The sequence below is a fragment of the Pseudomonas japonica genome (genome assembly GCF_900188455.1).
Classification (GTDB): Bacteria; Pseudomonadota; Gammaproteobacteria; order Pseudomonadales; family Pseudomonadaceae; genus Aquipseudomonas; species Aquipseudomonas japonica.
The window spans coordinates 166,128-178,600 of the sequence record NZ_FZOL01000005.1; the positions used below are offsets into that span (position 1 = coordinate 166,128).

Annotated in this window: 10 protein-coding genes; 9 read left to right on the top strand and 1 reads right to left on the bottom strand. The window is 65.1% G+C overall.

Annotation, left to right across the window (positions count from 1 at the left end):
* From pilW to CHB99_RS08600, 9 genes are all read left to right on the top strand, one after another.
* Complete coding sequence (pilW, locus tag CHB99_RS08560) at window positions 1-762, top strand: type IV pilus biogenesis/stability protein PilW (protein ID WP_042120835.1); 762 nt, start codon at window positions 1-3, stop codon at window positions 760-762.
* Window positions 762-1,802, top strand: coding sequence for a RodZ domain-containing protein (locus tag CHB99_RS08565; protein ID WP_042120834.1), 1,041 nt, complete (start codon window positions 762-764; stop codon window positions 1,800-1,802). The genes pilW and CHB99_RS08565 overlap by 1 nt, the downstream gene beginning before the upstream one ends.
* 3 nt (window positions 1,803-1,805) lie before the next feature.
* The gene (gene ispG / locus CHB99_RS08570) at window positions 1,806-2,915 is read left to right on the top strand and encodes a flavodoxin-dependent (E)-4-hydroxy-3-methylbut-2-enyl-diphosphate synthase (protein WP_042120833.1); all 1,110 of its coding nucleotides are present in this window, start codon (window positions 1,806-1,808) and stop codon (window positions 2,913-2,915) included.
* A gap of 28 nt (window positions 2,916-2,943) precedes the next feature.
* Window positions 2,944-4,233: a histidine--tRNA ligase gene (gene hisS / locus CHB99_RS08575; protein ID WP_042120832.1), complete on the top strand. Its 1,290-nt coding sequence runs from the start codon at window positions 2,944-2,946 to the stop codon at window positions 4,231-4,233.
* 36 nt (window positions 4,234-4,269) lie between these two features.
* Window positions 4,270-4,911 carry a YfgM family protein gene (locus CHB99_RS08580; RefSeq protein ID WP_042120831.1) on the top strand — a complete coding sequence of 214 codons (642 nt, stop codon included), beginning with the start codon at window positions 4,270-4,272 and terminating at the stop codon, window positions 4,909-4,911.
* Window positions 4,904-6,055 carry an outer membrane protein assembly factor BamB gene (bamB, locus tag CHB99_RS08585; protein ID WP_084702453.1) on the top strand — a complete coding sequence of 384 codons (1,152 nt, stop codon included), beginning with the start codon at window positions 4,904-4,906 and terminating at the stop codon, window positions 6,053-6,055. The genes CHB99_RS08580 and bamB overlap by 8 nt, the downstream gene beginning before the upstream one ends.
* Window positions 6,056-6,172: 117 nt before the next feature.
* Window positions 6,173-7,639: a ribosome biogenesis GTPase Der gene (gene der, locus CHB99_RS08590; RefSeq protein ID WP_042120829.1), complete on the top strand. Its 1,467-nt coding sequence runs from the start codon at window positions 6,173-6,175 to the stop codon at window positions 7,637-7,639.
* 159 nt (window positions 7,640-7,798) lie between these two features.
* Window positions 7,799-8,947, top strand: coding sequence for a pyridoxal phosphate-dependent aminotransferase (locus CHB99_RS08595; protein ID WP_042120828.1), 1,149 nt, complete (start codon window positions 7,799-7,801; stop codon window positions 8,945-8,947).
* The gene (locus tag CHB99_RS08600; protein WP_042120827.1) at window positions 8,935-9,726 is read left to right on the top strand and encodes an amidohydrolase; all 792 of its coding nucleotides are present in this window, start codon (window positions 8,935-8,937) and stop codon (window positions 9,724-9,726) included. The genes CHB99_RS08595 and CHB99_RS08600 overlap by 13 nt, the downstream gene beginning before the upstream one ends.
* A 141-nt stretch (window positions 9,727-9,867) precedes the next feature.
* On the opposite strand, the gene CHB99_RS08605 is transcribed toward CHB99_RS08600, so the two are convergent.
* The gene (locus CHB99_RS08605) at window positions 9,868-12,426 is read right to left on the bottom strand and encodes a PepSY domain-containing protein (RefSeq protein WP_042120826.1); all 2,559 of its coding nucleotides are present in this window, start codon (window positions 12,424-12,426) and stop codon (window positions 9,868-9,870) included.
* Window positions 12,427-12,473 lie beyond the last annotated feature (47 nt).

A 12,473-nucleotide genomic window follows, 5' to 3' on the forward strand; every position in this document is an offset into this window, starting at 1 on the left:
ATGACCCTGCGCGCCGCGCTGCCGCTTGTTCTGCTGACGACGCTGCTGTGCGGCTGTGTCAGCTTCGGCGGTTCCGGTTCGCAGGTCAGCGGCAAGGCGCGTGACGAGGCGCGCCAGGCCTATGTGCAGTTGGGCCTGGGTTATCTGCAGCAAGGTCAGGGCGAGCGGGCGAAGATTCCGCTGAAGAAGGCCCTCGAACTCGGTGCCGACGATGCCCAGGCCAATGCGGCACTGGCCCTGGTGTTTCAGCGCGAGGGCGAGACCGAACTGGCCGAGACGCACTTTCGCAAGGCCCTGTCGGCCGCGCCCGCCGATGCGCGGATCCGCAACAACTACGGCAGCTTTCTCTACGCTCACGGGCAATATGCCAAGGCACAGCAGATGTTTCGCCAAGCCGCGGCCGATACCCTGTATCCTGAGCGGTCCCGGGTGTTCGAGAACCTCGGCCTGACCTCTCTGAAGCTGGGGCAGCGCGACCAGGCGCGGGAATACCTGGAGAAGGCCTTGCGTCTCGACCGGACGCAGCCCAAAGCCCTGCTGGAAATGGCTGAGATGTCTTACGAAGACAGGCATTATGTGCCGGCTCGCGATTTCTACGACCGGCACAGCCGTCTGAGTGAACCGAGCGCCCGCAGCCTGTTGCTTGGCAGTCGCCTGGCAACGGTCTTCGCAGAAACGACCAAGGCCAGCGAACTGGGCCTGCAATTACAACGACTTTATCCCGGTACGCCGGAATACCAGCAATACCTGTCGGAGCAATGATGAAAGCGGCGCATCCCGAAGCAGCAGCAGCGACTCGCGAAAATCCCGGTGAGATTCTGCGTCAGGCCCGTGAAAACCGGGGCTGGGAGCAGGCCGAAGTGGCCCGCAAGCTCAATCTGACCCTGAGTTCCCTGAACAACCTCGAAGACGGCGCCTTCGACAAGCTGCCTGGGCACACCTTCGCCCGCGGCTATATCCGCGCCTACGCCAAACTGCTGGACATGGACCAGGCTGCCCTGGTCCAGTCCTTCGACCACTACACCGGCACCCATGCCCAGGGCAGTGACGTGCACGCGCTGGGCCGCATCGAGGAGCCGGTGCGCCTGTCGCACAACATCCTGCGCATCGTCAGCCTGCTGTTGCTGGTGGTCGTCGTCGGCGGTGGCTTCGTCTGGTGGAAGGACCAGAGTGGCAACGCCGGCAAGGAACTGTTCAGCATCGCCCCGGAACATATCGAAGTGGAAAGTGCTGACGGCACGACCCAGATCCATCCGCTGGACGAGCCGGAAGATCAGGCCGTCAGCGCCGGCGAGCAGCCTGAGACGTTGGCCCCGACCAGCGAACCATTGCCTTTGACCGAAACTGCGCCACAAACCCCGCCCGCACCGGTGACCAGCGCGCCCGCCGCGACTGTTGCGCCGGCCGCGCCAACCGCCGCCGCTCCGGCTGCCCCTGTTGCCGCTACGCCAGCTCCGGCTGCGCCGGTCGCACCTGTTGCGCCGGTCACCGCCCCGGTGGTCGCAGCCGCCACGCCTGCTCCTGCCGCTGCGGCTACCCAGCCTGCCGCGGCGCCAGCCGGCAGCGGCCAACTGCACATGCAGTTCACCGCTGATTGCTGGACTTCGGTCACCGACGGCAACGGCAAGGTCCTGTACAGCGGCATCAAGCGCAAGGGTGAGACCCTCGAACTGGCCGGCAAGCCGCCGTTCGCCGTGCGCCTGGGCGTTGCCCGCGGCGCGCAGGTCAGCTGGAACGGCCAGCCGGTCGATGTCGCTCCGTTCACCAGTGGCGAGACCGCTCGCTTGAAATTGGGACAATAAGTCATGCACGGCGAATCTCCGATCAAACGTCGCGAATCCCGGAAAATCTGGGTCGGTAACGTGCCCGTCGGCGGCGATGCACCCATCGCCGTCCAGAGCATGACCAACACCGATACCAACGACGTCGCCGCCACCGTGGCGCAGATCAGCCGCCTGGTCGATGCCGGCGTCGATATCGTCCGTGTCTCGGTACCGGACATGGACGCCGCCGAAGCTTTCGGCCGCATCAAGCAGCAGGTCAGCGTGCCGCTGGTCGCCGACATCCACTTCGACTACCGCATCGCCCTGCGCGTGGCCGAGCTGGGCGTCGACTGCCTGCGCATCAACCCGGGCAACATCGGTCGCGAAGACCGTGTGCGCGCGGTGGTCGATGCCGCTCGCGACCGTGGCATCCCGATCCGCATCGGCGTCAACGCGGGCTCCCTGGAAAAGGACCTGCAGAAGAAGTACGGCGAGCCGACCCCGGCGGCGCTGGTGGAATCGGCGCTGCGTCATGTCGAGCACCTCGATCGTCTGGATTTCCAGGACTTCAAGGTCAGCGTCAAGGCCTCCGACGTGTTCATGGCCGTCGAAGCCTACCGCCTGCTGGCCAAACAGATCGTGCAGCCGCTGCACCTGGGCATCACCGAAGCCGGTGGCCTGCGCTCGGGCACGGTGAAATCGGCGGTCGGTCTGGGTATGCTGCTCGCCGAGGGGATTGGCGATACTATCCGCATCTCGCTGGCGGCCGATCCGGTCGAGGAAGTGAAGGTCGGTTACGACATCCTCAAGTCGCTGCACCTGCGTTCCCGCGGCATCAACTTCATCGCCTGCCCGAGTTGCTCACGGCAGAACTTCGATGTGGTCAAGACCATGAACGAGCTCGAAGGCCGTCTGGAAGACCTGCTGGTGCCGCTGGACGTCGCGGTCATCGGATGCGTGGTCAACGGCCCCGGTGAAGCCAAGGAGGCCCATGTCGGGCTGACCGGTGGCACGCCGAACCTGATCTACATCGATGGCAAGCCGGCGCAGAAACTGACCAATGACAACCTGGTGGATGACCTGGAAAGGCTCATCCGCCAGAAAGCGGCCGAGAAGGCCGAGGCCGACGCGGCAGTGATTGCCCGTGGTTGACCGCTACCGTTTTCGTTAAGGATTTTTCGTGAGCAAATCGCTGCAAGCCATTCGTGGCATGAACGACATCCTGCCCGAGCAGACGCCTCTGTGGCGCTATTTCGAGAGCACCGTGGCGGGTCTGCTGGATACCTACGGCTATCGCCAGATCCGCACGCCGATCGTCGAGTTCACCGAGCTGTTCAAGCGTTCCATCGGTGAAGTGACCGATATCGTCGAAAAAGAGATGTACACCTTCACCGACCGCAACGGCGACTCCCTGACCCTGCGTCCGGAAGGTACCGCCGCTTGCGTGCGCGCGGTGCTGGAACACGGCATCAGCGGCAACGAGCAGGTGCAGAAACTCTGGTACATCGGCCAGATGTTCCGCCACGAGCGTCCGCAGAAAGGCCGCTATCGCCAGTTCCACCAGATCGGCGTGGAGGTGTTCAACCTCGACGGTCCGGACATCGATGCCGAGCTGATCGCCCTGACCTGGCGCCTGTGGGGCCAACTGGGTCTGCGCGACGCGGTGACCCTGGAGCTCAACAGCCTCGGCACCAGCGAAGCCCGCGCCCGTTACCGCGAGGCGCTGGTGGAATTCCTCTCCGCCCGTCTCGACCAGTTGGACGAAGACAGCCTGCGCCGTCTGAAGACCAACCCGCTGCGCATCCTCGACAGCAAGGACGCCAAGACCCAGGCCGCCCTGGTCGGCGCGCCGAAGCTGGAAGAGTATCTGGACGAAGAGTCGCGCATTCACTTCGAAGGCCTCAAGTCGCGCCTGGATGCCGCCGGTATTCCCTACGTGATCAACACCAAGCTGGTGCGCGGCCTCGACTACTACAGCAAGACCGTGTTCGAGTGGGTCACCGACAAGCTCGGCGCCCAGGGCACCGTCTGCGCCGGCGGCCGCTATGACGGCCTGGTCGAGCAGATGGGCGGCAAGCCGACCCCCGGCGTCGGTTTCGCCATGGGTATCGAGCGCCTGATCCTGCTTCTGGAAACCCTGGAGCTGGTGCCCGAGTCGATCTCCCGTCAGGTCGATGTCTACCTCTGCGCCTTCGGTGAAGCGGCCGAACTGGCCGGCCTGCAACTGAGCGAGCGTCTGCGCGACCGCCTGCCGAACCTGCGCCTGCAGGTCAACGCCGGTGGTGGCAGCTTCAAGAGCCAGTTCAAGAAGGCCGACAAGAGCGCCGCGCTGTTCGCCCTGATCCTCGGAGAGGACGAACTGGCGCAACAAGTGATAGGTTTCAAACCCCTGCGTGGTCAGGGCGAACAACAAAACATTGCCTGGGATGCTCTGGCCGAGCACCTGGAAGCTTCCCTCGCGCAGGCGTGAAGCGCCCACAGCCGAATTGTCGAAAGGAGTATTGGGGTGTCGAGTACCGATGATGAAACACTGGCCGCGGTCAAGGACTGGTGGGAGCGCAATGGCAAACCACTGGTCACTGGCGGTCTGCTGGCCCTGGTGATCGTGTTCGGCTGGCAAGCCTGGCACAAGTACCAGAACAACCAGTCGCAAGGCGCCTCGAACCTCTATCAGGCCTTGCTGGAAACTTCCCTGACGCCGACCGGCACGCCGGACGCGGCCAAGGTCGCCGAACTGTCGGGCAAGCTCAAGAGCGAGTTCGGCGGTAGCGCCTACGCCCAGTACGGCAGCCTGTTCGTGGCCAAGGTCGCGGTGGACGGTGGCAAGCTGGACGATGCCGCCGCCGAACTGAAGAGCATTTACGACAAGCCGGCCGACGCGACCCTGGGCGAGATCGCCCGTCAGCGTCTGGCCCGCGTACTGGCTGCGCAGAACAAGGCCGATGAAGCCCTGAAACTGCTCGACGGCGATGCCGACAAGGCGTTCGTTGCCACCCGCGAGGAGCTCAAGGGCGACCTGCTGGTGCAACTGGGCCGTACCGCCGATGCCCATGCCGCATACGAAAAGGCCAAGGCCGCGCTGTCCGACGACGACGCGGTAGGTGGCCTGCAACTCAAGCTCGACGACCTGGCCAAAGGGGATGCCTGACGTGATCGGTTGGAAACATGCAGCAGTGCTGAGCCTGGCCATCCTGGCCGTGGGTTGCAGCAGCAACAGCAAGAAGGAACTGCCTCCGGCCGAGCTGACCAAGTTCACCGAAGAGGTGGTATTGCAGAAACAGTGGAGTCGTTCGATCGGTGACGGTCAGGGCGAAACCTTCAACATGCTGGTTCCGGCGATCGAGAACGACCGTATCTACGCGTCCGACGTCACTGGCGTGGTGATGGCCCTGGATCGCATGAACGGCGACGTGATCTGGAAGAAGGATCTGGAACTGCCGGTCTCCGGCGCGGTCGGTGTCGGCTACGGCATGGTCCTGCTGGGCACCCTCAAGGGCGAAGTGATCGCCCTGGATTCCAGCACCGGCGAAAAGAAATGGTCGGCCCGCGTGACCAGCGAAGTGCTGGCCCCGCCCGCTACCAACGGCGACATCGTCGTGGTGCAGACCCAGGACGACCGCGTGATCGGTCTCGACGCCGCCACCGGCGACCGTCGCTGGATCTACGACAGCACCCCGGCGGTCCTCACCCTGCGTGGCACCGGTGCGCCGGTGGTGACCAACGCACTGGCGGTCGCCGGTCTGTCCAGCGGCAAGGTGGTCGCCCTGGATACCCGCAACGGCGTGCCGGTGTGGGAGCAGCGTGTCGCGATTCCACAAGGTCGTTCGGAACTGGACCGCGTGGTCGACATCGACGGCGGCCTGCTGCTGTCGGCTGGCACCCTGTACGTCTCGACGTACCAGGGCCGCGTCGCCGGCCTCGACCTGGAAAGCGGTCGTGTCCTGTGGCAGCGCGATGCCTCCAGCTACACCGGCGTGGCCCAGGGCTTCGGCAACGTGTACGTGAGCGAGGCCTCGGGCACCGTCGAAGGGATCGACGAGCGTTCGTCCTCGGCGCTGTGGAGCAACGACCAACTGGCTCGCCGTCAACTGTCGGCGCCGGAAGTGTTCTCCAGCTACGTGGCAGTCGGTGACCTGGAAGGTTACCTGCACCTGCTGAGCCAGGTGGACGGCCGCTTCGTCGGCCGTGAGCGTATCGACAGCGACGGCCTGCGCGCCCGTCCGCTGGTCGATGGCAACATGATTTACGTGTATGGCAACAGCGGCACCCTCGAGGCGCTGACCATCAAGTAAGTCTATGCTTGGGGCCTTCGGGCCCCGGGCCGCGACGTCGTGAGACGACGCCCCAAACTCCGGCCGCTGCCCCGCAGCGGCCTTTGTATTTTTTGAATTTACGCAATGGAGAGCCGCATGGTTCCCGTAATCGCCCTGGTGGGTCGCCCGAACGTCGGCAAGTCCACCATGTTCAACCGCCTGACCAAGACCCGCGATGCCATCGTCGGCGACCTCTCGGGCCTGACCCGTGACCGCCAGTACGGCGAAGCGCGCTGGCAGGGCCGTTCCTACATCCTGATCGACACCGGCGGTATCACCGGTGACGAGGCGGGCATGGACGAGAAGATGGCCGAGCAATCGCTGATGGCCATCGAAGAAGCCGACTACGTGCTGTTCCTGGTCGACGCCCGCGCCGGCCTGACCGCCGCCGACCAGATGATCGCCGAGCACCTGCGCAAGCGGAACAAACAGTCGTTCCTGGTGGCGAACAAGATCGACAACATCGATCCGGACACCGCCCGCGCCGAATTCTCCCCGATGGGCATGGGCAACGCCATTCCGGTGGCCGGCTCGCAAGGTCGTGGCATCAATTCGCTGATGGAAATCGTCCTCGGTGACGTGCCGCGCGACCAGGAAGAAGAGTCCCTCGACGAAAACGTCGCCGAAGGCGAGGAAGCCACGCGCATCCCCGGTCCGAGCGAGAAGGACGGCATCAAGATCGCCATCATCGGCCGGCCGAACGTCGGCAAGTCGACCCTGGTCAACCGCATGCTCGGTGAAGAGCGCGTGGTGGTCTACGACCAGCCTGGCACTACCCGCGACAGCATCTACATTCCGTTCGAGCGCAACGACGAGAAATACACCCTGATCGACACCGCCGGGGTGCGCAAGCGCGGCAAGATCCACGAGGAAGTCGAGAAGTTCTCGGTGGTGAAGACCCTGCAGGCGATCAAGGACGCCAACGTGGTGATCTTCGTCATGGATGCCCGCGAAGGCGTGGTCGACCATGACCTCAACCTGCTGGGCTTCGCCCTCGAAGCCGGTCGTGCCATCGTCATTGCCCTGAACAAGTGGGACGGCATGCAGCCGGGCGAGCGCGACTACGTGAAGACCGAGCTGGAGCGCCGGCTGTTCTTCGTCGACTTCGCCGACATCCACTTCATCTCGGCACTGCACGGCACCGGCGTCGGCAACCTGTACCAGTCGGTGCAGAACTCGTTCAAGTCGGCGGTCACCCGCTGGCCGACCAGCCGCCTGACCCAGATCCTCGAGGACGCGGTCAGCGAGCACCAGCCGCCGATGGTCAACGGTCGCCGCATCAAGCTGCGCTACGCCCACCTCGGTGGTGCCAACCCGCCGATCATCGTGATCCACGGCAACCAGGTGGAGAAGGTTCCGCGTTCCTACTCGCGTTACCTGGAAAACACCTACCGCCGCGTGCTCAAGCTGGTCGGTACACCGATCCGCATCGAGTACAAGGGCAGTGACAACCCGTTCGAGGGCAACAAGAACACCCTCACCGACCGCCAGGTCAACAAGAAGCGCCGGTTGATGTCGCACCACAAGAAAGCCGAGAAGAAGCGCAAGGACAAGCGCAAGTAAGCTCGCCGCGGCGCAGGGGCAAACCCTGCGCCGCAAGCCTTGTTGATCCCGGTCAGCGACTCCCGACGGCCGTGTGTTACAACCTTTTTCCTGACTCGTCGATCCGCTATGCTCGATGGCTTACCGCGCCTGAGCCGGGTCCGCAGGAAAGAGGGCTTCATGATCAGCAGCAAGTTGCCGAATGTCGGCACGACCATCTTCACCACCATGTCTCAACTCGCCGTGCAGACCGGCGCGTTGAACCTGTCCCAGGGGTTCCCCGACTTCAATGGTCCGCAGGCCCTGCTCGATGCGGTGGGGCGGCATGTGAGCGCCGGACACAACCAGTATTCACCGATGACCGGGCTGCCGGCGCTGCGCCAGCAGGTGGCGGCGAAGATCGCCCGTCACTACGGCGTCAGTGTCGATGCCGATCACGAAGTGACCATCGTTCCGGGCGCCACCGAGGGCATCTTCTGTGCCATCCAGGCGGTGATCCGCGCCGGCGACGAAGTGATCGTCTTCGACCCCAGCTACGACAGCTACGAGCCTTCCGTGGAACTGGCCGGTGGCCGCTGCGTGCATGTGCAGCTGGACCCGGTCGATTTCAGCATCGACTGGCAGAAGTTCAGCGATGCCCTGAGTGCGAAGACGCGCATGGTCATCATCAACTCGCCGCACAACCCCAGTGGCGCGTTGATTACCCGTGCCGACCTGGACCAGTTGGCGGCGCTGATCGCCGAGCGCGATATCTACCTGATCAGCGACGAGGTCTATGAGCACCTGGTGTTCGACGGCGTCGCCCACGCCAGCGTGCTGAGCCATGAAGCGCTGTATCAGCGTGCCTTCGTGGTCAGCTCGTTCGGCAAGACCTACCACGTCACCGGCTGGAAGACCGGCTATGTGATCGCGCCGCCGGCCCTGAGCGCCGAGCTGCGCAAGGTCCACCAGTACGTCAACTTCTGCGGGGTGACCCCCTTGCAGTGGGCGCTGGCTGACTTCATGGCCAGTCATCCCGAGCATATCGACGAGCTGCCGGCTTTCTACCAGGCCAAGCGCGACCTGTTCTGCGATCTGCTGACGCCGTCGCGCTTCCGCTTCCGCCGCTCGCCGGGCACCTATTTCCAGTTGGTCGACTACTCGGCGATTCGCCCGGACCTGAACGACGTCGACATGGCCCTGTGGCTGACCCGCGAGCATGGCGTGGCGACCATTCCGGTGTCGGTGTTCTACCAGCAGCCCATTCCCGAACAGCGCCTGGTGCGCCTGTGTTTCGCCAAACGCGAGGAGACGCTGCGCGAGGCAGCGGAAAAACTATGCGCGATCTGAGCAGCCTGCCCAACCTGAGCGTTGCCCTGGTCCAGACCAGCCTGATCTGGCAGGACCGCCAGGCCAACTACGAACACTTCGAAACCCTGCTCGACCAGGCCCGCGGCGCCGATCTGGTGATCCTGCCGGAGATGTTCACCACCGGGTTCTCCATGGAGTCCGAGCGTCTGGCCGAGCCGGAGAACGGTCCGACCTATGCCTGGCTCAAGGCCCAGGCCAAGCGGATCGACGCGGTGATCACCGGCAGCGTGATCATCCAGGCCGCTGACGGCAGCCATCGCAACCGCCTGCTCTGGGCGCGCCCGGACGGCGAGATCCTGCATTACGACAAGCGCCACCTGTTCCGCATGGCGGGCGAGCACAAGCACTACACCCCGGGCGAGCGCCAGGTGCAGTTCGAGCTCAAGGGCTGGCGGGTGCGTCCGCTGATCTGCTACGACCTGCGTTTCCCGGTGTGGAGCCGTGATGCCCAGGACACCGATCTGCTGCTGTACACCGCGAACTGGCCGGCGGCGCGACGCCAGCACTGGAATCGTCTGCTGCCGGCGCGGGGGATCGAGAACCTGTGCTACGTGGCGGCGGTGAACCGGGTGGGCACCGATGGCAAGGGCTTTGCTTACACCGGCGACAGCCAGGTTCTCGACTTCCAGGGCGAAAGCCTGCTGAGCGCGGGGGAGGCGGACGGGGTGTTTACCGTGGTGCTGAAAGCGGCGGAGCTGGCGGCTTACCGGACGAAGTTTCCGGCCAACCTGGATGCCGATAGTTTCGAATTGCACTGATGTGATTGCGGCGTGACCGGGTTGTAGGAGCGTGGCTTGCCCGCGAAGGACCGCGCCAGCGGTCCCAGACCTCACCGCTATCAGGGACCGCTGGCGCGGTCCTTCGCAGGCAAGCCAGCTCCTACAGGAGTCAGGCGGCGGTCAGTAGACATCCCGCCGATAACGCCCGTCCTCGATCAACTGCTCGATCTTCGCCCTGCCCAGCAACTCATCGAGCGCGGCATCCACACCACCGGCCATGCCCTGCAGGCTGCCGCAGACATAGATCGACGCACCCTGGTTCAGCCAGTGCAGCAGCTTGCCCGCCTGCTCGCGCAACAGGTCCTGGACATACACCTTGTCCGCCTGGTCCCGCGAGAACGCCAGGTCCAGGCGCGCCAGGTCGCCGCTGTCCAGCCAGCCCTGCAACTCGTCACCACAGAGGAAGTCCTGCTGGCGATTGCGCTCGCCGAACAGCAGCCAGTTGCGCTGTTCGCCGCTGGCAATACGCGCCTTGAGCAGGCTGCGCAGACCGGCCAGGCCGGTGCCGTTGCCGATCAGGATCATCGGCGCCGGCTCCGCCGGCAGATGGAAACCGCTGTTGCGGCGCAGACGCAGGCTCACCGTGCCGCCCAGCACCATGTGTTCGGTCAGCCAGCCGGAGCCAAGGCCGAGCGATCCGTCTGGGTGCCGTTCCTGGCGCACGATCAGTTCCAGCACGCCATCGGCGGCGATCGAGGCGATGGAGTATTCGCGGGCATCCAGCGCAATCAGCGCGTCCACCAGCGCCTGGGCGTGCAGGCCGACCAGATGCTCACGGCTGACCGGCAACTGGCGGCTGGCCAGGGCCACGGACAGCGGTTCTTGCAGACCATCCACCTGCACCGGCGTGGCGGCATCCAGGCCAAGGCCCTTGAGGAACTGCTCGATCCGCTGTGGCGCCTGACGCGGCAGGATCTCCACCAGATCACCGGCATCCCATTGCACCGGGGACGGCGGATTCAGGCCAAGGAGGAACACCGGCTGACCCTGGCTGCCGGGGTTGAGCAGGTCGCGGCGACCCAGGGTCCAGGCCTCGAAGGTCGGTGCCTGCCAGGCCGGTACCGTGCTGCTGCCACTCAGTTCGGCCAGTTGCTGCTGCCAGCGCTGCAGCGCCAGCGGGTCGGCGCTGTCCACCTCCACCGGGGCGAAACGGGCGCGGGCGCCGCGCTCGCCGAGCCAGGCGTCGAGGCGGCGGGCGAAGCCGCAGAAATGTGGGTACTGGCGATCGCCGAGGGCGAGCAGGGCGTAGTCCAGGTCACCCAGGGCCCACGGCTGGCCGAGCACCTTGCGCTCGAAACCGCGGGCACTGTCGGGCGCTTCGCCGTCGCCGAAGGTACTGACCACGAACAGCGCACGCTGGCTCTGACGCAAGTCCTCTTCGCTCAGGCTGGCCAGCGACCGCACCCGCACCGGCAGCCCGGCGGCCTGCAATTGCCCGGCGCTCTGCCAGGCCAGTTGCTCGGCGAAACCGCTCTGGCTGGCGAAGCCCACCAGCCAGCCATTGTGCTGATCGCCAGACGGATTCAGCGCGCCACGCGCGGCGCGGACCTGGCGTTTCTTGCGCCGGCGATCGAGGTACAGCAGCCAGCCGGTGACGAAGAACAGCGGCATGGTCAGGCTGGCGAGGGTGACGATGATTCGTCCCGGCAGGCCGAAATAGCTGCCCACGTGCAGCGCGTAGACGCTGGTCAGCAACTGCGCCTTGAACGACTTGTCGGTGTACACCTCCTGACGCTTCACCTGGCCGGTGGCCGGATCGATGGTCAGGCTGTTGAGGGCGCGCTCGTGGGCGGCATCGTCGAGCAGATAGAAGAGCGTCGCCGGCTGGCCGCCGACCGGCGGCAGACGCAGGTTGTAGGCGGCGAGGCCGGGCCCCGCGGCTTTCTGCAGGCTGGCCCAGATGGCGTCGTAGTCGACCACCAGCGCCGGTGCGTTCGGGTCGGCCTTGGGTGGACCGCCACGTCCGCCGCGCCCTTCGCCGCGTTTCTGTTCCTGGCCGGTTGCCGGTTTGTCCGCCAGCAGCTTGCTGAGGCCTTCGCGATACCACTCGTAGGACCAGAACAGCCCGGTCAGGGCGAACAGCAGATAGAACAGCAGGCACCAGGTGCCGAACACCGCATGCAGGTCCCAGTTGAAGGCGCGGCCTTTCTTGGCCCAGTCGAGGGTCAGCCAGGTGCGCCAGTTCAGCGCCTGGCGCGGCCAGCGCAGGTACAGCCCGGAGAGGCAGAAGAACACCAGCAGCAGGGTGCAGGCGCCGGTGATCTGCCGGCCGGTATCGCCGATGGCGAGGAAGCGGTGCAGGTTGAGCATCAGGTTGAAGAAGCCGAGACCGCTCACATCGCCCTGGAACTCGCCGGTATAGGGATCGACATAGCGCAGCTGACCGCGGCGCTCTCCCGGTGGCGGGGTGAAGAACACGCGGGCGGCGGCGTCGCTGTGGGTCTCGACCCAGAGCATGGCGACCTTCTTGCCCTCGCTCGCCTCGACCCGCCGCACCAGCTCGGCCGGCGGCAACACGCCGCTGTCGCGGACCTGGACCTTGAGGACCTGCGGGTTGATCGCCCGGAGGATCTCGTCCTGGAACGAATAGGCCGCCCCGGTGATGCCCATCAGTGCAAGCACCAGGCCGGCGGTGATACCGAAGAACCAGTGCAGTTGGAACAACGTCTTTTTCACCACAGCGACCACCTAGTCGTTACAGGGAATGCGAATTGATTCGCCTATTA

What these genes read in the sequence shown, in the direction of transcription:
- CHB99_RS08565 (WP_042120834.1), top strand. Translation starts at nt 762, where the DNA reads ATGAAAGCGGCGCATCCCGAAGCAGCAGCAGCGACTCGCGAAAATCCC.
- ispG (WP_042120833.1), top strand. Translation starts at nt 1,806, where the DNA reads ATGCACGGCGAATCTCCGATCAAACGTCGCGAATCCCGGAAAATCTGG.
- pilW (WP_042120835.1), top strand. Translation starts at nt 1, where the DNA reads ATGACCCTGCGCGCCGCGCTGCCGCTTGTTCTGCTGACGACGCTGCTG.
- bamB (WP_084702453.1), top strand. Translation starts at nt 4,904, where the DNA reads ATGCCTGACGTGATCGGTTGGAAACATGCAGCAGTGCTGAGCCTGGCC.
- der (WP_042120829.1), top strand. Translation starts at nt 6,173, where the DNA reads ATGGTTCCCGTAATCGCCCTGGTGGGTCGCCCGAACGTCGGCAAGTCC.
- CHB99_RS08595 (WP_042120828.1), top strand. Translation starts at nt 7,799, where the DNA reads ATGATCAGCAGCAAGTTGCCGAATGTCGGCACGACCATCTTCACCACC.
- CHB99_RS08600 (WP_042120827.1), top strand. Translation starts at nt 8,935, where the DNA reads ATGCGCGATCTGAGCAGCCTGCCCAACCTGAGCGTTGCCCTGGTCCAG.